Origin of the sequence: Pseudomonas putida (assembly GCF_025905425.1) — a bacterium.
In the GTDB taxonomy this organism is placed as follows: Bacteria; Pseudomonadota; Gammaproteobacteria; order Pseudomonadales; family Pseudomonadaceae; genus Aquipseudomonas; species Aquipseudomonas putida_AF.
In genome coordinates, this window is sequence record NZ_CP109603.1 from 2,767,111 (window position 1) to 2,792,343 (window position 25,233).

The 25,233-nt window shown below is 63.5% G+C and carries 28 protein-coding genes; 9 read left to right on the forward strand and 19 right to left on the reverse strand.

The annotated features are described in order from the left end of the window. Nucleotides 1-159 precede the first annotated feature (159 nt). Together OGV19_RS12330 and OGV19_RS12335 are read left to right on the forward strand one after the other, a co-directional pair. On the forward strand, nt 160-1,188 hold the full coding sequence (locus OGV19_RS12330; protein ID WP_264313629.1) for an XdhC family protein: 1,029 nt from the start codon (nt 160-162) through the stop codon (nt 1,186-1,188). Further along, entirely contained in the window at nt 1,185-1,763 is a 579-nt protein-coding gene (locus tag OGV19_RS12335) for a nucleotidyltransferase family protein (protein WP_264313935.1), read from the forward strand. Before OGV19_RS12330 ends, OGV19_RS12335 begins: the two co-directional genes overlap by 4 nt. Here OGV19_RS12335 and OGV19_RS12340 read toward each other — a convergent pair. The 4 genes from OGV19_RS12340 to OGV19_RS12355 all read right to left on the reverse strand — a co-directional run bounded on the left by OGV19_RS12340 (nt 1,757) and on the right by OGV19_RS12355 (nt 3,987). Further along, a complete protein-coding gene (locus OGV19_RS12340; RefSeq protein WP_264313630.1) occupies nt 1,757-2,572 on the reverse strand; it encodes a substrate-binding periplasmic protein in 816 nt (271 codons plus the stop codon). The two genes, OGV19_RS12335 and OGV19_RS12340, sit on opposite strands and share 7 nt — an antisense overlap. 194 nt (nt 2,573-2,766) lie before the next feature. Continuing rightward, nucleotides 2,767-3,408 (reverse strand): LysE family translocator, encoded by a 642-nt coding sequence (locus tag OGV19_RS12345; RefSeq protein ID WP_264313631.1) that lies wholly within the window; start codon nt 3,406-3,408, stop codon nt 2,767-2,769. Between the two features lie 53 nt (nt 3,409-3,461). Continuing rightward, nucleotides 3,462-3,662: a DUF1289 domain-containing protein gene (locus tag OGV19_RS12350; RefSeq protein ID WP_264313632.1), complete on the reverse strand. Its 201-nt coding sequence runs from the start codon at nt 3,660-3,662 to the stop codon at nt 3,462-3,464. Between the two features lie 7 nt (nt 3,663-3,669). Beyond that, nucleotides 3,670-3,987, reverse strand: coding sequence for a hypothetical protein (locus OGV19_RS12355; RefSeq protein ID WP_264313633.1), 318 nt, complete (start codon nt 3,985-3,987; stop codon nt 3,670-3,672). A gap of 310 nt (nt 3,988-4,297) precedes the next feature. Here OGV19_RS12355 and OGV19_RS12360 point away from each other — a divergent pair, with 310 nt between their 5' ends. Then, nucleotides 4,298-6,049 carry a BCCT family transporter gene (locus tag OGV19_RS12360; protein ID WP_264313634.1) on the forward strand — a complete coding sequence of 584 codons (1,752 nt, stop codon included), beginning with the start codon at nt 4,298-4,300 and terminating at the stop codon, nt 6,047-6,049. 51 nt (nt 6,050-6,100) lie between these two features. On the opposite strand, the gene dddP is transcribed toward OGV19_RS12360, so the two are convergent. The 5 genes from dddP to OGV19_RS12385 form a co-directional block, all read right to left on the reverse strand. Then, complete coding sequence (dddP, locus tag OGV19_RS12365; RefSeq protein WP_264313635.1) at nt 6,101-7,447, reverse strand: dimethylsulfonioproprionate lyase DddP; 1,347 nt, start codon at nt 7,445-7,447, stop codon at nt 6,101-6,103. A gap of 60 nt (nt 7,448-7,507) precedes the next feature. Then, nucleotides 7,508-8,536 (reverse strand): glycine betaine/L-proline ABC transporter substrate-binding protein ProX, encoded by a 1,029-nt coding sequence (proX, locus tag OGV19_RS12370; RefSeq protein WP_264313636.1) that lies wholly within the window; start codon nt 8,534-8,536, stop codon nt 7,508-7,510. Between the two features lie 56 nt (nt 8,537-8,592). Further along, entirely contained in the window at nt 8,593-9,546 is a 954-nt protein-coding gene (gene proW, locus OGV19_RS12375) for a glycine betaine/L-proline ABC transporter permease ProW (RefSeq protein WP_264313637.1), read from the reverse strand. Nucleotides 9,547-9,566: 20 nt separating this feature from the next. Further along, a complete protein-coding gene (locus OGV19_RS12380) occupies nt 9,567-10,445 on the reverse strand; it encodes a quaternary amine ABC transporter ATP-binding protein (protein WP_319026068.1) in 879 nt (292 codons plus the stop codon). Nucleotides 10,446-10,772: 327 nt separating this feature from the next. Beyond that, complete coding sequence (locus OGV19_RS12385) at nt 10,773-11,252, reverse strand: VOC family protein (protein ID WP_264313638.1); 480 nt, start codon at nt 11,250-11,252, stop codon at nt 10,773-10,775. A gap of 234 nt (nt 11,253-11,486) precedes the next feature. Here OGV19_RS12385 and OGV19_RS12390 point away from each other — a divergent pair, with 234 nt between their 5' ends. Further along, nucleotides 11,487-12,137 (forward strand): TIGR04211 family SH3 domain-containing protein, encoded by a 651-nt coding sequence (locus OGV19_RS12390; RefSeq protein ID WP_264313639.1) that lies wholly within the window; start codon nt 11,487-11,489, stop codon nt 12,135-12,137. 121 nt (nt 12,138-12,258) lie between these two features. On the opposite strand, the gene OGV19_RS12395 is transcribed toward OGV19_RS12390, so the two are convergent. Both OGV19_RS12395 and OGV19_RS12400 read right to left on the reverse strand, forming a co-directional pair. Next, nucleotides 12,259-12,522, reverse strand: a complete 264-nt coding sequence (locus tag OGV19_RS12395) for a PA2433 domain-containing protein (protein ID WP_264313640.1) — start codon at nt 12,520-12,522, stop codon at nt 12,259-12,261. Between the two features lie 95 nt (nt 12,523-12,617). Then, a complete protein-coding gene (locus OGV19_RS12400) occupies nt 12,618-13,535 on the reverse strand; it encodes a LysR family transcriptional regulator (protein WP_264313641.1) in 918 nt (305 codons plus the stop codon). A gap of 123 nt (nt 13,536-13,658) precedes the next feature. On the opposite strand from OGV19_RS12400, the gene OGV19_RS12405 reads away from it, so the two are divergent. Both OGV19_RS12405 and OGV19_RS12410 read left to right on the forward strand, forming a co-directional pair. Further along, nucleotides 13,659-14,393: an SDR family NAD(P)-dependent oxidoreductase gene (locus OGV19_RS12405; protein ID WP_264313642.1), complete on the forward strand. Its 735-nt coding sequence runs from the start codon at nt 13,659-13,661 to the stop codon at nt 14,391-14,393. 18 nt (nt 14,394-14,411) lie between these two features. Beyond that, the gene (locus OGV19_RS12410) at nt 14,412-14,618 is read left to right on the forward strand and encodes a tautomerase family protein (protein ID WP_264313643.1); all 207 of its coding nucleotides are present in this window, start codon (nt 14,412-14,414) and stop codon (nt 14,616-14,618) included. A gap of 11 nt (nt 14,619-14,629) precedes the next feature. Here OGV19_RS12410 and OGV19_RS12415 read toward each other — a convergent pair whose 3' ends face one another. After that, the gene (locus tag OGV19_RS12415) at nt 14,630-15,508 is read right to left on the reverse strand and encodes a LysR family transcriptional regulator (protein ID WP_264313644.1); all 879 of its coding nucleotides are present in this window, start codon (nt 15,506-15,508) and stop codon (nt 14,630-14,632) included. A gap of 103 nt (nt 15,509-15,611) precedes the next feature. Here OGV19_RS12415 and argC point away from each other — a divergent pair, with 103 nt between their 5' ends. Together argC and OGV19_RS12425 are read left to right on the forward strand one after the other, a co-directional pair. Next, complete coding sequence (gene argC, locus OGV19_RS12420; protein WP_264313645.1) at nt 15,612-16,553, forward strand: N-acetyl-gamma-glutamyl-phosphate reductase; 942 nt, start codon at nt 15,612-15,614, stop codon at nt 16,551-16,553. 80 nt (nt 16,554-16,633) lie between these two features. After that, entirely contained in the window at nt 16,634-17,320 is a 687-nt protein-coding gene (locus OGV19_RS12425; protein ID WP_264313646.1) for a GNAT family N-acetyltransferase, read from the forward strand. Nucleotides 17,321-17,420: 100 nt separating this feature from the next. Here OGV19_RS12425 and OGV19_RS12430 read toward each other — a convergent pair whose 3' ends face one another. From OGV19_RS12430 to OGV19_RS12450, 5 genes are read right to left on the reverse strand one after another with little or no spacing between them, the layout of a single operon-like run. After that, nucleotides 17,421-18,176, reverse strand: a complete 756-nt coding sequence (locus OGV19_RS12430; protein WP_264313647.1) for an ABC transporter permease — start codon at nt 18,174-18,176, stop codon at nt 17,421-17,423. Then, nucleotides 18,176-19,381 carry an ABC transporter substrate-binding protein gene (locus tag OGV19_RS12435; protein WP_264313648.1) on the reverse strand — a complete coding sequence of 402 codons (1,206 nt, stop codon included), beginning with the start codon at nt 19,379-19,381 and terminating at the stop codon, nt 18,176-18,178. The genes OGV19_RS12430 and OGV19_RS12435 overlap by 1 nt, the downstream gene beginning before the upstream one ends. Continuing rightward, nucleotides 19,368-20,189 (reverse strand): ABC transporter ATP-binding protein, encoded by an 822-nt coding sequence (locus tag OGV19_RS12440; protein ID WP_264313649.1) that lies wholly within the window; start codon nt 20,187-20,189, stop codon nt 19,368-19,370. The genes OGV19_RS12435 and OGV19_RS12440 overlap by 14 nt, the downstream gene beginning before the upstream one ends. Then, a complete protein-coding gene (locus tag OGV19_RS12445; RefSeq protein ID WP_264313650.1) occupies nt 20,186-21,250 on the reverse strand; it encodes an acyl-CoA dehydrogenase family protein in 1,065 nt (354 codons plus the stop codon). The genes OGV19_RS12440 and OGV19_RS12445 overlap by 4 nt, the downstream gene beginning before the upstream one ends. A gap of 47 nt (nt 21,251-21,297) precedes the next feature. Next, on the reverse strand, nt 21,298-21,858 hold the full coding sequence (locus OGV19_RS12450) for a carboxymuconolactone decarboxylase family protein (RefSeq protein ID WP_099454458.1): 561 nt from the start codon (nt 21,856-21,858) through the stop codon (nt 21,298-21,300). Between the two features lie 102 nt (nt 21,859-21,960). Between OGV19_RS12450 and OGV19_RS12455 the strand changes: the two genes are divergently transcribed. Further along, nucleotides 21,961-22,872, forward strand: coding sequence for an AraC family transcriptional regulator (locus tag OGV19_RS12455; RefSeq protein ID WP_264313651.1), 912 nt, complete (start codon nt 21,961-21,963; stop codon nt 22,870-22,872). Between the two features lie 125 nt (nt 22,873-22,997). Here the strand turns inward: OGV19_RS12455 and OGV19_RS12460 are convergent, their stop codons facing one another. After that, nucleotides 22,998-23,537 carry an RrF2 family transcriptional regulator gene (locus OGV19_RS12460; protein ID WP_264313652.1) on the reverse strand — a complete coding sequence of 180 codons (540 nt, stop codon included), beginning with the start codon at nt 23,535-23,537 and terminating at the stop codon, nt 22,998-23,000. 75 nt (nt 23,538-23,612) lie between these two features. Continuing rightward, nucleotides 23,613-24,992 carry a trimethylamine monooxygenase gene (locus OGV19_RS12465; protein ID WP_264313653.1) on the reverse strand — a complete coding sequence of 460 codons (1,380 nt, stop codon included), beginning with the start codon at nt 24,990-24,992 and terminating at the stop codon, nt 23,613-23,615. Between the last annotated feature and the right edge of the window lie 241 nt (nt 24,993-25,233).

The window sequence follows — 25,233 nt, forward strand, 5'->3', positions numbered from 1 at the left end:
ATCGCAAGCGAGTTGCCGACCCTGTGGGAGCGGGCTTGCCCCGCGAAGAAGGCGACTCGGTGTATGGCACCGGCTTCGCCGGTGTTCGCGGGCAAGCCCGCTCCCACGCCTGCTAAAGACTAGAAGGGCGGCACAGGTTTAACCCTTTGGAGAACAGGTATGGAAAGCATCGACCTGCTGGTGCTGCGCACCGCCCGAGACTGGCTTGCAGCCGGCGAACGCGTCCTGCTCGCCACCGTAGCCCGCACCTGGGGCTCGTCCCCTCGCCCGGTCGGCTCGATGATGGCCCTGCGCAGCGACGGGCGCGTGGTTGGCAGCGTGTCCGGTGGCTGCATCGAGGATGACCTGATCCACCGCTACACCACCGCCTACGGTGGCCCCGGCATGCAGACCGGGCGACCCGAGGTGGTCCGCTACGGCGTCAGCGCCGAGGACGCCCACCGGTTTGGCTTGCCCTGTGGCGGGACCTTGCAACTGATCCTTGAATTCGAGCCGTCGGCAGAGCATCTGGAGCAACTGCTGGCAGGCCTGGACAACGGCCACCTGGTGCGCCGCGAGCTGGATGTACACAGCGGCGAAGTCACGCTTGCGCCCAGCACCACGCCCGATCAGTTCAGCTTCGATGGCCAGCGCATGCTCAGCACCCTCGGCCCTGGCTACCGCGTGCTGCTGATCGGCGCTGGCGCGCTGGCCGAATACCTGGCAACCATGGCCCTGTTCAATGGCTTCAACGTGTCGGTCTGTGACCCTCGGCCTGAGTACATGGGCGGCTGGAGCGTCGCGGGCGTGGTGAAAATGGCCGGCATGCCGGACGACGTGGTCCGCGCCTTCGCCCCCGATCTGCGCAGCGCTGTCGTCGCCCTCAGCCACGACCCCAAGCTCGACGACCTGGCGTTGCTCGAAGCCCTGCACAGCCCGGCGTTCTACATCGGCGCGATCGGCTCCAGGCGCAACAGCCAGCTACGCCGCGAGCGCCTGATCGAACACTTCGGTGAAAGCGAAACCACCCTCAAGCGCCTGCACGGCCCTATTGGCATCTACATCGGCAGCAAGACCCCGGCCGAAATCGCCGTCAGCGTCATGGCCGAGATCCTCGCGGCGAAGAACGACGTGAACCTGCCTGGCGCGGTCAACGTGACCAAGGCCAAGCTTGCCCGGGAGGCCGAGGCGTGCCTGCAAACCCCATGACCTGCGCCGCGCTGGTGCTGGCGGCTGGCCGCGCGCAGCGTTTTGGCAGCGACAAACGCCTGGCACGGCTGCCCTCTGGGCAATCGCTCCTGGCAACAACCTTGGCCCGCGCACTCGACCATTTCGCAGACGTGAGCGTCGTGCTGCGGCCCGGCGACGATGCCCAGCTACTGGGCATCGACACCCGTGCCCATCTGGTCTGGGCCGAACAGGCAGAACGGGGCATGGGCGCCAGCCTCGCGGCCGGGGTCACGGCCCTGCTGCACACGCAGGCCCAGGCGGTGGCGGTGCTGTTGGCGGATATGCCATGGGTCGCGCCCGGCACCCTGCAAGCGCTGTGCAGGCAGGCCAGCGCAGCGCGCATCGTGTTGCCGCTGTACCAAGGGCAGCGCGGGCATCCGGTGATTTTCGGCCGCGCCTTCTGGCCGGCACTGGTGCAGTTGCAAGGCGATCAGGGCGGCAGGCAGATCATTCAGGACAACCCACAGGCATGCGTCACGGTCGCGGTGGACGATGCCGGCGTGGTGCTGGACGTGGATGTGCCTCAGGCCCTGGGTTTACCCAAGGGTCATTGAACGAGCACTGCTGCGTGCTGTTGATGCCAGCGTTCCAGGTTCTGCCGCAGTAATTGCGCCGGCAATGCGCCGGATACGATCTGGTTCATCTCCCGCGCAAAGTCTTCGCGCAACTTAGGCTGGTTGCAGGGCGAGTGATGCGACAGCGCCAGGTACAACCCTTCGCTGGAGACCGGAGGGTCCAGCACCTGCAAGCGGTCCTGCATGCCCAGCGTCTGCGCTAACGCCATGCCTGGGAACTGCTCGAAGATCACGTAGTCGCTACGCCCCCGTAACAGCTTCTCAAAGGCCTGCTTGGCACTGGGCACCGCTTCGAGGGTAAGGTTGGCTTTGGCATAGTCGTCAAACTGCTGACCGTGGCTGTTGTTGACCAAGGTCCCGCCTTTGCGACCTTGCAGGTCCGCCCATTGATGGTAGGCAAAAGCCCCTTGCTGGCGCACCCAGACCACGCTCGGGGTGTGCAGAAAGGCCGGGCTTATGAAGTCCATCAGTTGCTGCCGCGCCTCGGTCAGAAAGTACCCGGCAAGCAGGTCGATACGGCCAGTGCGCACTTGCTCCTGGGCACGTGACCAGGGCCCACCGTAGACCACCTCGATCTCCAGCCCCAGTTGCTTGCCCAGGTACTTGAGCAGGTCGGCATTGGCACCGATCAACTGCTGAGGGTTTTGCGGGTCGCGCCACAGGTAAGGGGGATATTCGGGGTTACCGGTAGCCGTAAAGCGCTGGCATGCCTCCTGCGCAAGCACGACCGCAGGCAGCAGGAACACGCACAGCAACAACAAGGCGTGGCGAAAGCAACGCTCGATCATCAACAACCCTCGGCACATGTGGCCTGGCGACCTGGTGTGGTCGCCGAAGGCTGCCACATCCCCTGGAACACTGCAGCCTATGGCTGCGCACGGTGTAGACAGTCTGGACCATGAATGGCCAGCCGCCAGGGGTTTCATCGTTCGAGGGGGCTTGCTGGGGCCACGGCCGCGCCGTCAGCAAGCCCCCGAACGCATTAAGCCGTTTGCCGACGTATCGTCAGAATGGCCGCACCAAAGCCGATGAAGGTCGTCCCCACCACCCGGCTTACCCAGCGCGAAAGCCCGGGCCGGGTCAACACGCCCTTGGCCCGCGAGGCCAGCGCGGCATACAGGCTCAGTGAAACGAGCGACAAGGCGACGAAGATCCCGGTAAGGATCAGGAACTGCGGCAGCAACGCCGCCCCCTGGTCGATGAACTGCGGGAACAGCGCCGTGAAGAACATGGTCGCCTTGGGGTTGGTCACCGCGGTCAGGAATGCCGATTTGTAAAGCTTGAGCGGTGTTGGGCGTTCCTTGGCAACACCTGTGTCAGCCCCCTCTTCCAGCATCGGGCTTTTTTTCAGCAACTGCCGTGCGCCAAGGTAGAACAGGTAACCGGCACCAATGATCTTGACTGCGTTGAAGAGTACTTCCGAGCTTGCCAGCAAGGCGCCCAGCCCGAGCATGGCCGCCGCCGACAGGCAGAACAGGCCCGAGCCGTTGCCCAGGGAAGACCAGACGGCGCTGCGTTGCCCATGGGCCAGGCTGTTGTTGATCGCCATCAGCGTTGCAGGGCCGGGGCTGGCGATGGCTATCGCGGCGACCAGGGTAAAGGCAAGAAGCGAGTTAGCATCCATTTTTCAGACTCGATAAAGGTTCGCAGAACGCAGGTTAAAACAGCAGGCAAAGGTCAGCCGGTATTCTGCCGCTTCGCGCTCTTCTTGACGATGGCCTTCATCCGCGTGGCCGCGCGCTGCACGGTGGCCATCTTCTCCGGGCGCTTCATGCCACGCCATTTGCGGATTTCTTCACGGGTCCGGCCACAGCTCACGCACAGCTCGCTGTTGAGCTGGCAGAGCGAAACGCAGGGGTTATCTATGTCCTTGGCCATTGCACCTTCAGGCCGGCATTTCAGCGCGCACACGTTCGGCGGCGTTTTCAAAGACTTTGCACAGCTCTTCGGACTTCACCTTGGTGATCGACTTGGCTGCCAGCAGGTCATGCACAACGCGGATGCCCTGCTCCATGGCCGTGGCCAGTTGCTGGCGGTCGGAGGCGTCGGCGATATCACCCAGATAAGGAGCAACGAGGTACACGTACCGGTCCTGCAGCTTGAGTGTTTCCAGCGCATCGAGGGCAGTCTGGAACCGATCGGCAGCAGCAGGGCTCATGCTCAATTTATCGAAATGAATCAGGCTCACACGGTCAGTGGCCATTGACGAATCTCCGTTTCCTGGTAAGGCCAGGCCCGCAGGCAACGCCGCTTCTACGGTGCTCGGGAATGCAGGCCAGGTTAATGCTCATCAGGTTACCAGAACGCGCGACAAATAGGGCCATCGCCCCCGGAACTAAAAGTATTAAACAGGTCGTTCAAGGGATGCCCCACGGCGCAATCGGGACAGGAGGCAGTGTTACCCACGCAGGATAATCGCCCGGCAAGACTCCCCGCCGAGACCCTCATCGACCCGGCAGCCCACAACAACAAGCCTGCGCGAGCAGGTAAGCCACAAAGGGGCATCACCATTCATGGCAAAGGAACACATCACCGAAACGCTCGACCTTGGCGTGACGGACCCCTCCAAAACCGCCGAAGCCCGTCAGGATCGGCATTTGGAGGGCAAGATCGACTGGATCGTCTTCGGCATCACCAGCATCCTGGCCATTGCCTTCGTCATCTGGGGCTTCATCAGCCAGGCCAGCCTTGCCGCCAGCGCTTCCTCGGCACAGTCCTGGGTCATTCTCAACTTTGGCTGGTTCTTCGTACTCACCTCCACCGTATTCGTCATCTTCGTGCTCTGGCTAGCGGCCAGCCGCTACGGCAGGATCCCACTGGGGCGTGATGGCGAAGCGCCAGAATTTCGCACGGTTTCCTGGGTGGCCATGATGTTCAGCGCCGGCATGGGCATCGGCCTGATGTTCTTCGGTGTAGCCGAACCCTTGTCGCACTACGTGTCGCCGCCTCCCGGGACAACGACCGGGCAATCTAGCGAGGCGATGCAGGTGGCCATGGCCACTACGCTGTTCCACTGGACCCTGCACCCCTGGGCGATGTACGCCATCGTCGGCCTGGTGATTGCATACGGCACGTTCCGTCGCGGCCGTTCTCAGCTGATTTCTGCGGCCTTCCGGCCCCTGATCGGCAAGCACGCCAACGGCCCCGTTGGCCGCGTGATCGACATGATGGCGATTTTCGCCACCTTGTTTGGCTCTGCCGCCTCGCTCGGCCTGGGCGCCCTGCAGATCGCAGGTGGCCTGGAATACAACGGCTGGATCGAGAGCCCCGGCAAACTGTTCTACATCTCGATCATCACCCTGCTGACCATCGCCTTCGTCACCTCAGCGGTCTCCGGGATCGGCAAGGGCATTCAGTGGCTGTCCAACACCAACATGGTGCTGGCGCTGGTGCTGGCGATTTTCGTCTTCCTGGTCGGCCCGACGCTGCTGATGCTCAACCTGCTGCCCACGTCGATCGGTATCTATATCAAGCTGCTGCCAGAGATGATGGCACGCACCAACGCCAGCGGCGGTGAGCAGATGAACAGCTGGCTGGCCGGCTGGACGGTGTTCTACTGGGCCTGGTGGATTTCCTGGACGCCCTTCGTCGGCATGTTCATTGCCCGCATCAGCCGCGGCCGCACTATTCGCCAGTTCGTCACCGGTGTGCTGCTGGTACCGAGCCTGGTCAGCCTGGTGTGGTTCACTGTCTTCGGCGGTGCCGCGATTGATGCCCTGCGCGAGGGCAGCTTTGCGTTGGTCGATGGTGCCGTCAACAGCAACCACGCGCTTTATCAGTTGCTGGACAGTTACCCGCTGGCCTCGTTGACCTCGGTACTGGTGATGATTCTGGTGGGCATCTTCTTCGTCTCCGGCGCCGATGCTGCCTCGCTGGTCATGGGCACCCTGTCGGAACACGGCACCACGACACCCTCACGGCGTACCGTGATTTTCTGGGGGGCGCTGACTGGCACGGTGGCAGCAATCATGTTGGCCATCGGCGACCCACGCAACCCCGGCGAGGCGCTTACGGGGCTGCAGAACCTGACGATCGTGGTGGCGTTGCCCTTTGTCGTGGTGATGGTGCTGCTGTGCCTGGCGCTGTACCGCGACCTGCGCAAGGACCCGATGATGCTGCGCCATTTGCGTGGCACCGAGCTGATCGAGAAGGCCGTGCTGTATGGCGCGGTGAAGCACGGCGAAGAGTTCTACATCGTGGTGCAGGAAAAGAAATCTGCAACCAAGCAAACTCAACCCCAGGCCGACGCAGAGTTGAACGGATAAGCCCCACTGCGCAAAGAAAAGGGACCGCCAAGCGGTCCCTTTTCTCTTCAGCTACCTGCCCAGAAAACTGTCCTCGAACGGGTAATGGGTCAGCAGTTCGTAACCCGTCTCTGTCACCAGCAACTGGTTCTCCAGTTTTATCCCGTCGCTCCCCCCTACCTCCCCCACATAGGCCTCCACACACAGCGCCATGCCCGGCTGCAGTTCGCCTTCATAGCCGTAGGCTTCGAAGTCCTCTGGGTAACGAATGCAGGGGTACTCGTCGCACAGCCCCACCCCATGGAACATCACCCCATAACGCTGGGCACGGCAGCTTTCCGGCAGGCGATGGCCATTTCGGGTGAGCGCGGAGAAGTGCACGCCAGGCTTGACCATGTCGGCGTTGACATGGATGTGTTCGTGGGCGATGCGGTACAGCCGCTTCTGCTCGGCGGTGGGCTCCAAGCCGCCGCAGATCCAGCTGCGCGACATGTCGACGCAAAAGCCGTACACGCCGATGAGGTCGGTATCGAACGACAGCAGGTCGCCGTCGCTCAGCACCCGTGGGCCGGACTCCTGGTACCACGGGTTGGTGCGCGGGCCGGAGCTTAAGATGCGGGTTTCGATCCACTCGCCGCCACGGCGGATATTGCCGCTGTGCAACGCGGCCCAGACATCGTTCTCGGTTGCGCCAGCGCGCATGGCCTGGCGCATTTCGGCGATAGCCGCTTCACAGGAGGCGACGGCGCAGCGCATGGCCAGGATCTCGTCGGGGCCCTTGATTAGCCGGGCGAACTCGGTCACCTCCTGACCGTTGTGCACCTGCACGCCCAGGGCATCCAGGGCTCGCAGGCCAGCCACCTCGATACGGTCCACGGCCAGGCGGCGGTTGCTGCCGGCGTGGGTGCGCAGCAGTTCATCGACCTGGGCACAGAACCGCCGGGCGTGTTCGTCGGTACGCTCGCCCGTTTCAAAATAGAAGAACGAGGCGCCACTGCGCAGCTCGCTCACCAGCGGCAGGTGTGCCGAGAGGTGGTCGCAGCCGTGAAAATCCCACAGCACCACATGGCCGCTGGCGGCGACGAAGCAGGCACGGGCGGGGTTGTGGGTGGTCCACAGCTGCATGTTGGTGCTGTCGGTGGCGTAGCGGATGTTCAACGGGTCGAACAGCAGAATGCCGCCGAGGTCACGGGCCACGAGCTGCTCACGGATGCGTTGCAAGCGGTACTCACGCAGCGTCGCCAACTGCGGCACCTGAAGGCCAAGCGCGGCCCACTCGGCGAAGGCCAGCGGGGTCGGGCCGATTTCGCTGCGGTCGTTGTCATCGACCGAGCCGTCGGCCTTCAGTAAAGCGGCGCGCTGGCGGGAAGGGTCGATACGACGGGACTGGGCGGGGATCGAGAACGGCGAAGTCATCATGGTTGGAGGGCTTCCTTGGTTTTGTTGTTGGAAGATTCACCCATCAGCAAGGGGCCGCCGCTAGTTGCTGGCTTGCACCGCTGTTGCCCGCGCCGCCTGCAACCACTGATCGAACTGCTGGCGGTGCGCCGCAATCCATTGCTGGGCGTGGCGTTGGATGTCGCTCAGGTTCTTCTCGCCGTTTTGCATCTTGAGGTTCTGCGCACTCTCGTCCGCCGCGCTGATCTGCACCTGCGACAAGAACTTCAGCGCCGCCGGGTTCTTCTCGGCAAACTCACGGTTTAGCACCGCCTCCACCTTGTCCACCGCAAAGCCCAGGTTCTTGCCGTCGAACGTGGTATCAACGCTGTTGTTACCGCCCGGCAGGTCCGTCTGGGGCACCTGCAGCCACACCACGTCGCGCCCCTCCACCATCACACCGGCCACCCACTGGGGTACCCAGGTGTAATAGAGCACGGGTTTACTTTCCTTGAAGCGGGTGATGGTGTCGGCCATCAAGGCGAAGTAAGACCCTTGGTTGACGTGCACGCTGTCGTCCAGGTCATAGGCCTTCATGTGGTGGGCAATGACCAGTTCGCAGCCCCAGCCGGGGTTGCAACCGGTGAGGTCGGCCTTGCCGTCGCCATCGGTGTCGAACAGCTTGGCAAGCTCGGGCTTTTTCAGGTCGGTGATGTATTTGATGTGGTATTGATCGGCGGTCTTCTTGTCGATCAAGTAGCCTTGCAGCACGCCGGGCATGATGTCGCCAGCCTTGACCATGTTCTGGTCGCCACCGGCCTTCTCGTAGAAGCTGGCGTGCAGTTTGTCCCACAGGTTGACGCTGAAGTCGGCATCGCCGTAGCCGACCGCCAGTATCATCGTGGCGTATTCGGTCTCCTTGGGCTTTTGCACGTTGTAGCCCAACTCTCGCAGGCCCTGCATGGCGATTTCGCCACGGAAACGCTCTTCATCGACCGATGGGAACGACGGGGTTATCTTCACCCCCTCCCCCGGCTTGTCGGTGGATGCACTGGCACCCAGGCACATTACGCTAAGCGCCAGGGCGCAGGTGGACTGAAGCAAACGACGGGCGAACGGGGACTTGCACATCTTCGCGTACCTTTTCGGGTTGTTGTCTAGGGTTGCGGCAGATAGAACGCAGCGGCTCAGGCAGCCTTGCGCCGCCCTTGTGGCTGCGCCGCGCCAAACAGGCGCAGTACCACGCCCACGGGCCCAGTGTGGTACCAGCGCAGGCTCGGGTCGGCGCTGGTGCGCGCGCCCATAGCCTGGGTCAGGCGGTCGAGGAAAATCGCCAGCAGCACCAGCCCCACCCCGCCGACCGTGGCCAGGCCCATGTCCAGCCGGCCGATGCCGCGCAGCACCATCTGGCCCAGGCCACCCACCGAGATCATCGAGGCGATCACCACCATCGACAGCGACAGCATCAGGGTCTGGTTGAGCCCGGCCATGATGGTCGAGGTGGCCAGCGGCAGTTGCACACGGGTCAGCATCTGCCGCGGCGTGCAGCCAAAGGCGCGCGCCGCTTCGATCTTGTCTTCCGGCACCTGGCGGATCCCCAGGTTGGTCAGGCGCACCAGCGGCGGCAGGGCAAACACGATGGTCACCAGCACGCCCGGCACGTTGCCGATGCCGAACAGCATCACCACCGGCACCAGGTAGACGAACGCCGGCAGCGTCTGCATCGCGTCGAGCACCGGGCGGATGATGCTTTCCAGGCGGTTGCTGCGGGCGCAGACGATGCCCAGCGGGATGCCGATCACCGCGCAGAAGAACACTGAGGTGAGCACCAGCGCCAGGGTGGTCATCGACTCCGACCACACGCCGATCAAGCCCAGCAGGGTCAGGGTGACGAAGCACAGCAGCGCCATGCGCTTGCCCGCCAGCTGCCAGCCAAGCAACGAAGACAGCAGGATGCCGATGGTCGGTGGAATGCTCTGCAGGGTGAACTCGATGCCGTTGAGCACCTGGTCGATCGGCCAGCGGATGGCGCGGAACACCTCGCGGAAGTTATGCACGAGGAAGTTGAGCGTCGCGGTGACCCAGTCGCCCAGGGGGATGGTGGCCGCCTGGAACGGGTCAAGCAGACTGAATTCGGACATGGGGCAAACCTCGCGTGGGTTCAGTGGCGGCTCAGGGACTGCAAGGGCGCGCTGGTGGCCAGGCTGGAACACTGGCAGCGGCTGTTGAAGGTCTTGAAGAACGCGCGCACGTAGTCGTTGGCCGGCTGGTTGATCAGCTCTTGCGGGGTGCCGATCTGCACCACCCGGCCGCCCTCCATGATCGCAATGCGATGGCCGATGCGGATGGCTTCCTCGATGTCGTGGGAAATGAAAATGATGGTGCGCTGCTGTTCGGCCTGCAGGCGCATCAGTTCGCCCTGCATTTCGTTGCGGATCAGCGGGTCGAGGGCCGAGAAGGCTTCGTCCATCAACAGGATGGTTGGGTCGTTGGCCAGCGCCCGGGCCAGGCCCACGCGCTGCTGCATGCCACCGGACAGCTGGTGCGGGTAGCTGTGCTCGTGGCCGGCCAGGCCAACCTGGCTCAACGCCTCGCGGGCACGGCTATGGCGCTCGGCTTCGGCGACGCCGGCGATTTCCAGGCCGAAGGCGGTGTTCTGCAGCACGCTCATGTGCGGCATCAGGGCAAAGGACTGGAATACCATGCCCATTTCCTTGCGGCGCACATCGAGCAGGGCTTTATCGGACAGGCCGGTGATTTCGCGGCCGTTGAGGTGGATGCTGCCGGAGGTGGGCTCGATCAGGCGGTTGAACAGCCGCACCATGGTCGACTTGCCCGAGCCCGACAGGCCCATGATGACGAAGATCTCGCCACGTTTGACGGAAAAGCTTGCATCGAACACGCCGACGACGTGGCCGGTCTTGCTGAAGATTTCGTTCTTGTCGGCGCCCTTGCGGAGCATCTCCATGGCCATGTTCGGGTTGGGGCCGAACACTTTGAAGATATGGTTTACCGAAAGAATCTCATCGGCATGGCTCATACGACCCTCTTTCTTTTTGTTATGACCAATAAATGATCGGCATCCTTTCCATGGGCGGAAACAGCTGCAGACCTGCGATTGGCAGGGTGCTCAAATAGCAATGAGCGAATCAGGACTGTGATGATCTTATGGTTGAGCCCACGGTGCCGGGCACGCGGGTAAAGCCTCGGGGCATCGGGCTTTTGTGGAGGACTGGCTGAACTGTAGCCCTGGCGAACGGCATGGAATAGAACGCAAGCGTCAATTTATGGTATGCCGAAGCCCTGAGCTTGCCAGGGTACATGGACGCTAGGAGCAGCCTTGTGCTGCTCCTAGCGGGTAAGCGGGTCACCCCTTCAATGCCGCCTCGATCTTGGCGACATCGATCTTGCCCATTTCCATCATGGCCTCGAACGCCCGCTTGGCGGCAGCCCGATCGGGATTGGCGATGGCTTCGATCAGAATACGTGGGCAGATTTGCCACGACAGCCCCCATTTGTCCTTGCACCAGCCACAAACGCTGGCCTCGCCGCCATGGCTGACGATGGCATCCCATAGCCGGTCAGTCTCGGCCTGGTCCTCGGTACTGACCTGAAACGAGAAGGCTTCGCTATGGGTGAACGCCTTACCCCCGTTGAGCCCAACACAGGGGATGCCCATGACCGTGAATTCGACGGTAATCACATCGCCTTCCTTGCCCGACGGATAGTCGCTGGGGGCGTTGTGCACCGCCACTACCTTGCTGTCGGGGAAGATGCTGGCGTAGAAGTTGGCCGCCTCCTCGGCGTCATTGTCGTACCAGAGGCAGATCGTGTTCTTGGCAGTCATGGCATTGCTCCATGAATGAGTGAGGACCTTTTAGTCTAGTTCACGGCCCCGCCACCGGGAGCCCTGTGCACACCTTCAAGGCGCTCTGTCTTTGCAACATCCTGCAGACATTTCCGACGTCAGGTAGTGAACCTGCTGACATAAAAACGGTCTTTCGCTGACGGTCAACTCACCGACCGGTTCACCGGCCCAGTCAGCGGGCCTACTTTTGTCCTGTTTCAGCGAAGACTCAACATGCCCGATTCCCGCCCCACATTCTCCGTCCTCCCAGCCCTGCGCGGCGGCCTGATCGCAGCCTTGGTGGCCCTCGCCGCCCCTGTGCATGCCGAAGAGCCCGCCAGCGATGCGCGCTGGGTCAGCGACAGCCTGAGCACCTACGTGCGCAGCGGCCCGACCGATGGCCATCGAATCGTCGGCACCCTCAAGTCCGGGCAGAAACTGACCCTGGTCACCAGCCAGGGCAACTACAGCCAGGTGCGTGGGCAGAATGGCGACCTGGTGTGGATCCTGAGCAGCGACTTGCAGGCGGTGCCGGGCCAGGGCGAACGCCTGCCGCAGCTCGATGCCCAGGTAGCGGACCTGTCCGGGCAGCTCAAGAGCATCGATGACAGCTGGAAAACCCGTGTGCAGGGCATGCAGGAAACACTGGATTCGCGCAAGCAACTGATCGACGAACTGCAAGCACGCAACCAGGCGCTGAACGAACAGCTCGACCAGAGCCAGTCGACCCTGCGCGATACCCAGGCCCGCCTTGGGGATGAGAACAAACAGGTGATGATGCGCTACATGGTGTACGGCGGCAGTATTGCTGGCGCGGGTCTGCTGGTGGGGTTGATATTGCCGGCGCTGACGCGTGGGCGGAAGAAGAACGACCGCTGGTTCTGATCGGGGATGCATGTGCGGTGCATGCCTTTGGTTTTTTAGCGCCTGTGAGACCGAGCGCCGCTCGGTCTCACAGGCGCTAAAAAAACACAGGCATGCGCCCGGTAGCCATCACACCCCCAGCCTATTTACCACGCGCCTTGTTGTAGATGGTCTTGGCACGGTCAGCCGAAGCCTGGCACGTTGTCATGTCACCGTCTTGCTGAGCTTTCTTGGCCTGTTCCAGCAACACCTTGTAGTCATGCGCCATGCCGCCATGCAGCGCCTGGCCATCGGTCTTGTGGATGTCTTCCAACTCGCTGATCTTGGCAGCACAGTTACTGGCAGGGTCTGCATGGACAACAAAGCTCAGCACAGAGGCGATTATCAGCAGTGTCATTGATCTCATGGAGCAGTCTCCTGGGAAATCGGAATGGGCATCGAGAAAACACCGGCTCGATGCAGCAAAAAGAATAGATCCTGATAGCCCCGCAACGACCTGCTTCAGCCCAGCGGTAAGCTGGCTTCAAACAGATAGTCAATGAACACCCGTACCCGCAACGGCATGTGCCGTGCCTGGGGGTAGATCAGCATGAACGGCCGCGAAGTACCGCCGAACGCGCCCAGCACTTCTACCAATTCGCCGCTGGCCAATGCGTCCTGCACGGTAAAGCGATAGGCCTGCATCAACCCGCCACCGTGGCGCACCAGCGTGGTAGTGGCAAGAAAGTCGCCCAGGCAGGTGAGCCCGCCCAGCGTTTCGATTTCCACCAGGCGGCCTTCCTGACGAAAGCTCCATGGCGGGCGACGGCCACTGCTGGGGAGTTCGAACTGGATGCACTCGTGGTACTGCAAGTCTTCCGGGGCTTGCGGCGTGCCAGCCTGGGCCAGGTACGCCGGCGTAGCCACCACCACCAGCTCGGCATCCTCCAGGCGGCGGGCCACCAGGCGCGAATCGGCTGGTTCACGGCCACGGATGGCAAGGTCGTAGTGCTCGTCGGCAAAATCGACGTTGCGGTTGCTGACATGCACATCCACCTGCACCTTCGGGTAGCGCTCGCGAAAACGCGGCAGCAACGGCAACAACCGATGATGGGCATACGGCGTGGGTGCGCTGATGCGCAGGCGCCCGCTCGGCTCGACCTGCCCACCCGCCACCTGGCGCTCGGCTTCGACCAGTTGCCCCAGCGCCTGCCGGCATTGCTGGTAATAGGCCTGACCGGCCTCGGACAGGCGCATCTGCCGGGTGGTACGCACAAACAATCGCACACCCAACCGCTCTTCAAGACGCGCCACGCTGCGGCTCACAGCCGCCGGTGTGACCCCCGCCTCGGTAGCGGCCGCGGTAAAACTGCCGCTGTCGGCGGCTAGGCAGAACAATTCCAGACTGCCCAATTGCAGATCATCGAAATGGCGGGTCATGGCAGCTCGATTAATTACATGATGTATCGATTGAAATGCCTTGTGCCTCATTTTTCAAGTGCTGAGTGCAGCCTACAGTGGCTGCACACCGAGCCACCGGCTCGCTTACTGGAGATCACGTACATGAGCAGCCCAAGAACCGTCATTATTACCGGGGCTTCCAGCGGCCTGGGCTTCGCCCTCGCCGAGGCCTTTCTCGAGCGTGGCGACAACGTAGTCGGCAACGCCCGAAGTGAGCCTCGCCTGGCACAAGCGGCCGCCCGCCTCGGCAACCCACAGCGCTTCATCGGCGTGGTGGGCGACATTGCCGAAGCCGACACCGCGAAACGGCTGTTTGCCGCCGCCTTGCAGGCATTTGGTGGGGTGGACATTCTGATCAACAACGCCGGGGTCTTCATTCCCAAGCCGTTTACCGAGTACACCGAAGCAGACGTAGAGGCACTGGTCGGCACCAACCTCAAAGGCTTCTTCTACCCCGCTCAAGCGGCGGCGCGGATCATGGCCGAACAAGGGCACGGGCATATCATCGCCATTACAGCCTCCATCGCGCTGCAGCCAGACACCCGCGTGCCGGCGTTGCTGCCGGTGCTGGTCAAAGGCGGCCTGAACCAGGCGGTCAAAGGCCTGGCGCTGGAGTTGGCAGCCAGCGGCGTACAGGTCAACGCAGTGGCCCCCGGGATCATCGACACCCCCTTGCACGGCGGCAATGCCCAGGGGTTGGGCGCGCTGTCCCCAAGCGGCCGAACCGGTACCCCCCAGGATGTAGTGGACGCGGTGCTCTACCTGACCGACGCGCGCTTCGTCAGCGGTGTGATTCTGCCCGTGGATGGCGGTAGCACCGCTGGCACCTGGCACTGAAAAGAGGAGCAAGACGCCATGCCTTACGTACATATCCGCGTGACCGACGAAGGGGTGACCGCCGAACACAAACGCCAGCTGATCGAGGGCACTACCCGGATGCTGGAGCAGGTACTGGGCAAGCCGCCGGCCAGTACCTTCGTGGTGATCGAGGAGGTGCCGACCGATAACTGGGGGGTGGGGGGCGAGACGGTGACTGCGCGGCGCAGGCGCGAGCACAGATAGCCTGCACGCCTCTACAACAACCGTTCCAGAGCCTCCAGCACATACGCCGTGGCACGCTCGGCCTGCCCTTCGCGGCAGGCGACCCCCAGTTGCCGCCACAACCCCGGACGCAACGGCCGGCGGGCGATGCGTGGGTCCAGCTCGGGCGCGTCGCCCTCCTGCGGCAGCAACGTCGCGCCGTAGCCGGCCCCAACCAGGCTCTTGATCGCATCGTTGTAGTTCAGCTCGATGCGTGGTTCGGGGAACAACCCCGCTGCGGCGAACCATTCCCCCGTCACCCGCGACAACTGCGTGCTGCTGTCATTGAGAATCAGCGCCCGCTGCGCCAGCCATGCCGGCGTGACCTTGGCCGGTGGCTGCCAGTCGGCCGGCACATAGGCCAATATTGGGTCCCGTCGCCACGGTGTGATCTTGAGCCCTTTGCCCGCGACTTGCGGCAAGGCCACCAGGCCAATGTCCAGCGCCCCCTCGCGCAACTGCGCCAGCGAAGCCTGGGAGGTCAGCACCTGCACCTGCACGTCGATCCCCGGATGCGCCACACGCAAGTGCTCCAGTGCCTTGGGCAGCAAATGGGCGATGGCGCCGGTCGAGGCGCCCAGGCGTACGCGGCCGGTCAGGCCCTCGACCTGACGGCGCACCTCATCCAGGGCCAGATCGGCATCGGCCAGCAGGCGCCGGGCTCGGGCCAACAGGGTTTCACCGATGGCCGTGGGGCGAACCTGCCCACGGTTGCGAGTGAGCAAGGGCGCGCCAACCCGCGCCTCCAGTTCGGCCACATGCAGGCTGATGGTGGGCGGGGCCAGGTTGAGACGGCGGGCGGCCTCGGCAAAAGAGCCCAGGTCGGTGATTTCGACCAGCGTGCGGAGGCGATCGAGGCTGATTTCGCGCATGACGAGCTTCAGAAATAATGAATATCAGCATCATGATATTCAAATTTCCTTTAGTCCAGCCGCAGGCGAGCATAGGCCACCCTCCCCTGACCGGACCCTGACCATGCACACCCCTGTTGTCTTCATCGACGGTGACCAAGGCACCACTGGCCTGCAGATTCACGCCCGCCTGCACGGGCGTAACGACTTGCGCCTGCTGACCCTGCCCGAGGCCGAGCGGAAAAACCCGCAACGCCGCGCCGAAGCGATCAACAGCGCCGACATCGCCGTGCTCTGCCTGCCCGATGACGCCGCACGCGAGGCCGTAGCAGCGATCCACAACCCGCAGGTACGGGTCATCGATGCCAGCTCCGCCCACCGCACCAGCCCAGGCTGGGTCTATGGCCTGCCGGAGCTGGACGAGCAGCAAGCCGCGCGTATCGCCCATAGCAAACGCGTCAGTAACCCCGGCTGCTACCCAACCGGCGCGATTGCCCTGCTGCGCCCGCTGATCAGCGCCGGGCTGCTGCCGGCGGATTACCCACTGAGCATTCATGCCATCTCGGGGTACTCCGGCGGCGGCCGCGCTGCAGTCGAACGCCATGAGCAGCCGACTGCCGAGAAAACCCCGACCCTGCAGTTGTATGGCCTGGAGCTGGCACACAAGCATGTACCGGAGATTCAGCAGCACGCCGGGCTGTCGGCACGGCCGGTGTTCATGCCCGGTTACGGCGCCTATCGCCAGGGCATCGTCCTCAGCATCCCGCTGCAGTTGCGCCTGCTGCCCGGCCAGGTCAGCGCCGAGCAACTGCACGCCTGCCTGCAACAGCACTACCAAGGGGCACGCCACGTGCAACTGATGCCCTTGCACCAGCACGGCCCGGCCGCTGCGCTCGACCCCGAGGCCTTGAACGACAGCAACGACCTGCGCCTGGCGCTGTACGCCAACCCGGAGCATGGCCAGGTGCTGCTGACCGCCGTCTTCGACAACCTTGGCAAAGGCGCCTCCGGGGCGGCGGTGCAAAACCTCGACCTGATGCTTGCTGCGCTACAGGCGCAAGGCTGATTCGGCAAAACCGGTTAGACTGTACGTCCCGCGTCAGCAAGGCGCGGGTTGTATCCCTACCCGCCGGAGCCCACCCCCCGATGTTCATCCTGAGCCGCCTCGACAGCGTGCCGCCCGAGTCTTTCCAAAACCAGATCCGTGAGCTGGTGATCAACCACGTCGGCGAGTTGAGCAGCGTCGCCATTCTGGCCGACAACCCGCTGTATCCGCTGTACCAGTACGGCGTCGGCATGGAGGTGCATCAGTACCTGCAGGCCATGGACGGTACGCGCGGCCTGTCGGTGACGCTGACCTTGGCGCTGGATGCCGATGCCCCTGACCAGTTGCTCGGCTTCGCCCTGGCGTTGCCGGCCGATGACGATCAGCACACCTGCGCGCTGGCTTTTCTCGCGGTGCGCGCCAGCCACCGCCGCCAAGGGATCGCCCGCGCCTTGTTAGGCGACCTGCAGGCGCGCCATGCCTGCGTCGAATTGAACACCTTTGCCGGCCAGGTGCCGTGGTTTGAAGCGATGGGCATGCAGGTGGTGGCGGCCAATGGGCCACAGGTGCTGATGAGCAGCACCGGGCAGGCCAGCGGCGCGTTGATTGGCCGGCTGGATATCGGGCCGATCTACCAGACCACCGAAGTGCACCAGATCCATACCTACCTGCTCAACCAGCAGGGCGAGGACGCGATGATCGAGGCCGAGCAGATGCGCGACGAGCGGCTGGACGAACTGGCGATACAGGCGCAGGAATGTGTACGGCAGCGCAAGACCGTGCACTGATCCAGCAGCCTCTTCGCGGGCAAGCCCCACCGGTACTGCACTGCCTCAAGTCTTGTGCAGTGCCGGTGGTGCTAGCCCGTGAAACAACAGTACTGGCCGCTCAGCCATGCACCCAACGCCGATGCAAACCGCGCGCCAGGGCATCGAGCATGAACCCCAACACCCCGATCAGCAGCACCATCGCCATCAGTTCCGAATACGCCAGCCGGTCACGGGTGTCGAGGATGAAATACCCCAACCCCGCACTCACCCCCAGCATCTCGCACGGCACCAGCACGATCCAGAGGATGCCGATGGCCAGGCGCACGCCCGTCAGCACATGGCCAATCACCCCCGGCACGATCACCTTGCACAAGGTCTCCCAGCGGGTGGCACTCAAGCTGCGGCTCAGTTGCAACCAACGCGGGTCGAGCTGGCGCACGCCTGCCGCAGTGTTGAGTAGAATCGGCCACAGCGCGGCAAACGCCAGGAGGAAATAGATCGGCTGGTCGCCCACGCCCATCAGCATCACCACCACCGGCATCCATGACAGCGGCGAGATCATCCGCAAAAACTGGAATGCCGGCGTGGTCGCCGCCTCCAGGTGCCGGTAGCTGCCGACCAGCAAGCCGAGGGGTACGCCGATCAACAGCGCCAGCAACAGCCCGATCAGGATACGTTTGAGGCTGACCCATACGTGGCCGTACACCTCGCCCTGCCCCAGCAACTCGACCAGGCTGGCCAGGGTGGCCTCGGGCGAGAAGCGTGCCGACAGGCCATCGGCCTCGCCAAACAGCGCCACGCCTGCCCACCACACCAGCAGCAACCCCAACAGCCCGACCAAGCCCAGGCCGGTATGAATGACATGCTTGCGCATCAGACCGCGAACTCCTCGCTACGCTCGAAGCTGTCGGCAATGCCGAACACTGACGGCCCGCCAACGGCGGCGATGGCGTTGCGCACAAAGCGGTCGTCGACCAGGTCGCGGGCGGTGTGCGCCGGGTCCAGGCCAGCCAGAAAACCACTGTCGCCCTCGATCAGGGTGCGCTGCAGGCGCTTGATCAGTTCCTCGGTATAACTGGGGAACGGGTATGGCTGGAAATCGATACGCTTTTCGTCCCACTGCTGATGCTGGATCGCGCCACTGGCGATATAGCCGGCGCGGTCCTCGGCAGCCGGGGCCAGGACTTTGCTCAGCACCGCAGGTTCGTGCGGGGTGTACTTGTTGGGGCCGGCCTTGGACAGCAGCGCGGCGGCTTCGGCGCGGTGGTCGCGCGTCCACTGCTGAGCCTTGACGATGGCGTTGACCACCTTCTGCGACCACTCCGGGCGGTTGTTGAGGTCGTGCTCGTGCATGAACACCACGCAGCAGGCGTGGTTGCGCCACACATCGCCCGTAAACCGCTGCACGCGACCAACCTTGAGGTTCTCGGCCAAGGCGTTGAAAGGCTCGGCGACGATATAGCCGGCGATACGCTTGCTGGCCAACGCCGGCGGCATGTCGGACGGTGGCAGCACCAGCAGGTTGACCTCGTTGGCCGCAAGCTGCCCATTGGCAGGCCTCGACACCGGGGTAAGGCCGTTGTCGTTGAGCATCTGTTGAAGCACCACGTTGTGGATCGAATACCAGAACGGGATGGCCACTGTCTTGCCGCCCAATTGCTTCATGTCGGTGATGTCCGGCGCCACGGTCAGACCCGAACCGCCGACATGGTTCCAGGCCACGACCTTGGCCGGCACCTTGCTGGCGTAGCGTGCCCACACGGTCATTGGCGAGAGCAAGTGGATGACGTTGACCTGGCCCGAAATGAACGCCTCGATCACCTGCGCCCAACTGCGCAGCAGCACCGGGCGCTCGGCCTTGATACCTTCGGCCTCGAACAGGCCATTGTTGTGCGCCACCAGCAACGGCGTGGCGTCGGTGATCGGCAGATAGCCGATGCGCACCGGCGCGTCCGGCTCGGACGCCGCGCGGGCCTGCAGGCTCGACAGCAGCGGCAACGCACCGGCCGCAGTGAGCATGGCGCCAAGCTTGAGGAAGTCACGGCGCGAAGAAGCGGAACAGCAGTCATCCATGCACATGGACAGCCTCCGAGGGCAAGGGGGTTGGGGAAGGTTCGACTGTGCGGCTTGCCCGCCGAAGGGTTTTGACAATCTCGATGCGCAACGCGCCCAGCTCCTCGACCCGTTGCGTGCGCGGTTGCGGCAGGTCGATACGCCACTGGCCGAGGATGTGCGCTGGGTGGTTGCCCAGTAGCAGGACCCGGTCGGACAGCAGCAGGGCTTCGTCGATATCGTGGGTGATCAGCACCGCTGCGGTATTGTGGGCGGCGATCAGTTGCAGCAGCAGTTGCTGCATGTCGGCCCGGGTCACCTCGTCGAGGGCGCCAAACGGCTCGTCGAGCAACAGCACTTCAGGCTGGCGCGCCAGGCAGCGCGCCAGCGCGGTGCGTTGGGCCATGCCGCCGGACAGTTGCGCCGGGTAGTGATTGCGCGCATGGGCCAGGCCCACCGCAGTAATGGCATGGTCGATGCGCGCGCGTCGCTCGCTGGCGGCCAATTTGGGCTGCCGGGCGAAGTCCAGGCCGAAGGCGACGTTCTTTTCCAGGCTCAACCAAGGCAACAGGCTGGGGTCCTGAAAGGCCACCGCCAGGCGCGGATGCGGCCCTTGCAGCGGCTCACCGCGCAGCGTCACGCTACCGCCACGCGGCGCCTGCAAACCCGCCAGCACCCGCAACAGGCTGGACTTGCCGACACCGCTGGGGCCAAGGATGGTCACCACCTCGCCCGGTGCCAACTGCAGGTCGAACTGCGCCAGTACCTCTTGCCAGCCGCCCTCGCGGGGGTAGCCCAGGCTGATGGCGCGCGCTTCGAGCAAGACCTCACTCATGCGGCGCCCGCCTGGCGTTGCAGCTCGGCACGCAATTGCACCAGGCTTGGCGTGACGATCGGCACAAACGCCGACTCGCGCCAACGGCGGGCGAAACCTTGGCCATACTCGCTCAGATAGGCCTTGCCGCCACTGGCCTGCAGCTCCAACTGCACGGCGTCGGCAGCACTTTCGGCAAGGGTGATACGCAGTTTGAACAGCGCTGCCGGTTGCTGCTGGAAGCGCTCGTCGAGCAAGCCCTGCTTGAGTTCACTCACGGTGTTTTCCAGGCGCGCTTTGAGCACCTGGCGAGCCTCTTCGAGGAACGCGCCACGGCCTTGCAGGTGCTCCGCCACTTCATCCAACGCGCGACGGGCCAAACCAATGGCCATACCGCATTGCAGCGCCAGGAAGGCCGGACGCACCTTGGGCAGGAACTCACGGGCATTCTCATGCAACAACCACTCGCGGCCCAGCTCGACCTGGTGAAACGCCAGCGCGGCGGTATTGCTCGATTGCAGCCCCATCAACTGCAGATCGTCCGAGCGCTCCAGCCCTTGCGCATCGGACGGAATGGCCAACACGAACGGCGCGCCCTCGGCATCGCACTCGATGGCCGCGGCCACCACGAAACCGCTCTTGCGCAGATTGGTCACCCAATGCAAGCGGCCCTCCAGGCTCCACCCCGCGCGGCTCTCGCGCCCACGCACCTGCAGGCTCTCGATGCCCGAGAGAAACTTCATGGCGTTGGATAGCCCGGTCGCGCCTGCCAGCTCGCCTGTCAGCAGGCTCGGCAACAAGCGCTCGCGCAGCGTCTGGTTGGGGCTTTGCAGCAGGTATTCGATGAAGGCGCGTTGGCCCCAGCAGACGAACGCCGCGGCCAACGAACGGCTGGCAATGGCGGCGATGGCTTCGACCGCATCGGTCACCTGCCCGCCCGTGCCACCCTGGGCCGGATCGACGCCGATGCGCAGCACCTGCGCCTCGGCGATCTGCGCCAGGACCAGGTGCGGTTCGCACAGGCCCTGGTCAATGGCCTCGGCGTTGGCGTCCAGCCATTGCCGAAATGCACAATCATGCATGTCTGTACTCCTTTGAAAACGCCGGCGGGGCCGGCACCACACGCGGATTACGCAGAAGGCTGCCAGCGGTACTTGCTCAGTTCGTCGTTGAGCGGCGTCTGGGCGAAAACATTAGCAAAGTTGCACAGGGTTGCGAGGCTCACGCCAAGAATCACTTCCAGGGCGTTACCTTCGCTGAAGCCGGCCTCACGAAATGCCTGGTAGGTGGCCTCGCTGACGTTGCCACGGGTGGCAATCACTTCGCGGGCGAACGCGGCCAGGGTCTCGTAACGGGCATCGGGCAGTTCACCGCGGGCCCGCAGCGCATCGACCACTGCCTGCGGTAGCTTGGCCTTGTTCAGGGCAACAGCGGTGTGGCCGGCGACGCAGAAGTCGCAGCCATGCTGGGTCGCGGCAATCAGCTGCACCACTTCTCGCTCGGCCAGGGTCAGCTCGGACTTGCCGTTGAGCGCCGACACGGTCACGTAGGTTTCCAGGGCGGCTGGAGCATTGGCCAGCACGCCGAGCAGGTTGGGGATGAAGCCGGAGTTCTTCTGGGCATTCTCAAGGAATGGACGGGCCGCTTCCGGGGCACTCTGCAGAGTGTGTAAAGTAATGCGCGAGGACATGGAGGGGTCTCCTGTGGTGGGTGTCCTTACAGTCTGTTGGTTATAAGAAATACCCTCCATATTCATCAGTCGCCTTTCCTTGCTCCTGAGTCTTTGCATTAGATGATTTCGTCCAGCCACCTTGTCGATTGGTTATTAGAAGGCCTGGAGCTCGATGCCAGCCTGTTTCATGTCGGCCGTTATTGCGGCGGCTGGCATGCCAGCACCCAAGGCATGGGCCGGGCCAGTTTCCACCTGGTGGTGCAGGGCCATTGCTGGCTACACATCGATGGCAATGCCGAGCCGGTGCGGCTGGAGGCCGGTGACGCGGTGTTCCTGCTGCGCGATTTGGCTTACCGGTTGTCCAGTGACGAGAACCCCGTGAGCGCCTGCGCCCAACCGCGCCAGGCCATGCAGCCACTGGATGGCAATGCCGGCGATGGCGTGGGGCTGGTGTGCGGGTTCTTTCACTTTCGCCCGGGGCTTTCGTCACTGATCGTGGAGGGCCTGGCCGACTGGATTCTGCTGCGCGCCGACGAGCCCGCCGGGCAGGCGGCGCGGGCGCTGTTCGGGCTGATCCTGGAAGAATGCGAGCGCCTGCCGGCACCGTCGCAGCCCTTGCTGGAGCGGCTCACGCACTTGCTCTTCCTGTACGTTTTGCGCCAGCAGGTGCATGCCGGGCAGGCCCTCGGCGGGCTGGTGGCCCTGGCCCGGCAGCCGGCGTTTGCCGAATTGCTGGTGCAACTGATCGAACAGCCAGGGTTGGCCTGGACACTGGAAAGCATGGCAGCGTGCACGGGGTTGTCGCGGTCGGCGTTTTTCAAGCGTTTCAACGAACTGGCCGGGCAGTCACCGGGGCAGGTGCTGCTGGCGTTGCGCATGCGCCATGCGTCCCAGCTGCTGCAAGCGGGGAACACCGTGGAACAAGTGGGCGCGCAGGTGGGGTATCAGTCGGTGGCCGCGTTTACCCGGGCGTTTGCCAAAGCTGTGGGGGTGCAACCGGGGGCGTATCGCAGGCAGCATGAGGGGCGCTGATTTGCGTTTGCCTGGTCGGGCCTCTTCGCGGGCAAGCCCGCTCCCACAGGGACGGCACTGTCCTCAGGTTCTGTGCAATTCTTGTGGGAGCGGGCTTGCCCGCGAAGAGGCCTGAGCAGGTAGACCTAGACCTGACTCACCGGGATATCACCGCCACCCTTGCCATCCCGCCGCTCGCCCATCCAGTCATTGACCTGCTGACCGAACTCGGCAGGCGCCTTGCGCCCGAAGCGCCGCGCCAGGTCGAGGATGGTCTGCTGCGCCAGTGCGTCCTCCATACGCTTCTGCGCACTCAACATCACCGCATGAATCGCACAGGTGCCTTCTGTCGCCCAACCGGGAGGTGAGCCGTCGAACAACGTGCAACGCTCACGAATCTCACGGCAATCGAAGATCTTCTTCGGCCCGTCGATGGCAGTGACAATATCCAGCACGGTGATCTCATCCGACGGCCGCGCCAGGCGGAAACCACCGCGCACACCTTCGGTGGCAGCCACCAGGCCCGCGCGGGCCAGCTTGGTGAACACCTTGGCCAGGTATTCCTGAGGTACGCCTTGCAGCGCCGCGAGGTCGCGCACGCTGGACTCACGCGTGTCACCGCGCTCATCCACCAGGTACAGCAGGCAATGGATGCCGTATTCGACGCCTGCACTGTAAAGCGACATATCAATCTCCGACCAACTTTGTCGCAAATAATACCCGCGTGGTGCCCGCAGCGCAAAGCAATCAGCGTGGGGGCCCTACACGCGCAGCACCTTCACCACACCTTTGTTGCCGTCCGTTTCGCGCAAGTACTCCTGCAGCGAGTCGTCCATCGCCTTCATCCAGCGGGTATGGTGGGGCACCGCTTTCGTGCCCGTAATCACCGAGCGGTACGATTTGTCACGGTACCCCATGATGTCGTGCTTCTTGTCACACTTCCATTGCAGGAAGATGCGGTTCACCGCATCGATATCGAAGCGCGGGTAATCGGTCTGCTCGATCAGGTGCTTGATGTAGCGGCCTTGGAATTCATACATCGAGGCCGTGGTTTGCAGGCGCTCCTCCTCCTCGCGCCAGCGCTCGCTGTCGGCTTGCATGCTCGCCTTGGGCGGCAGCTTGATGCGCCCCAGCATGTAGTCGCGTGCAAACCATGCCTGTGCGTCGAACAGGTTGAAGCTGTACCAAAGGTCCTGCATGCCCAGGTACATCAACTGCGGGTTTTGCTCCCACACCACGCCTTGGTAGAGCCCCGCAGGCCACAGGCGGTTGTTGGTCTTGAGGGTTAGCTCATCCGGCAGGAACGGGAAGTGATGCTGATAGCCCGTGCACAGGATGATCGCATCCACGCGCTTGCTCGAGCCATCGGCGAAGAACGCCAGGTCGTTTTCGACCCGCACCAGCTGCGGACGCTCTTCCCACCCCTTGGGCCATGTGTAGCCCATCGGTTGCGTGCGGTAGGCCGTGGTGATCGAGCGCGCGCCGTACTTGTAGCACTGCGAGCCGATGTCTTCAGCGGAGTAGCTGCTGCCGACAATGAGCAGGTCCTGGCCATTGAACTCCATCGCTTCGCGAAAATCGTGGGCGTGCAGGATACGCCCGGTGAAACGTTCGAAACCTTCGAACTCCGGCACGTGCGGGGTGGAGAAGTGCCCGCTGGCCACCACCACATAGTCGAATACCTGCTCGATACCAAGCCCCGCGCAGTAATCGTGGGCGCTGACGGTGAACTCGCGGGTGTTGTCATCGAAGCTGACGTGCTTGACCACAGTATTGAAGCGGATGTAGTCGCGCACCCCGGCCTTTTTCACGCGGCCCTGAATGTAGTCCCACAGCACCTCGCGCGGCGGGTACGAGGAGATCGGCCGGCCAAAGTGTTCATCGAAGCTGTAGTCGGCGAATTCCAGGCATTCCTTGGGGCCGTTGGACCACAGGTAGCGGTACATGCTGCCGTGCACGGGCTCGCCATGTTGGTCGAGGCCAGTGCGCCAGGTGTAGTTCCACATACCGCCCCAGTCGGCCTGCTTTTCGAAGCAGACGATTTCGGGCATGGGAGCGCCCTGGGCATGGGCGGACTGGAACGCACGCAGTTGCGCAAGGCCGGACGGGCCGGCGCCGATGATAGCTACACGAAGAGTCATAGTGATTCCTGAACAGTTGAACGCTGAAAAAAATGCAAAGGCTTCCCAACCCCGAACGGCAGAAAGCCGGGGGTGGTGGAATTCAGGCGTTACGGTGCAGGTGGAGGGACGGGGCGTTTGCGCATCTGTCGGAGCAGGATGTTGACGGGCGGAATCGACAACACGTGGAACAGGCTCGAAAGCGCAGAGGGCGTCGTGGGGGTGGGCCCGTATCCATCGGCACAGGGTGCGAGATGGGGGC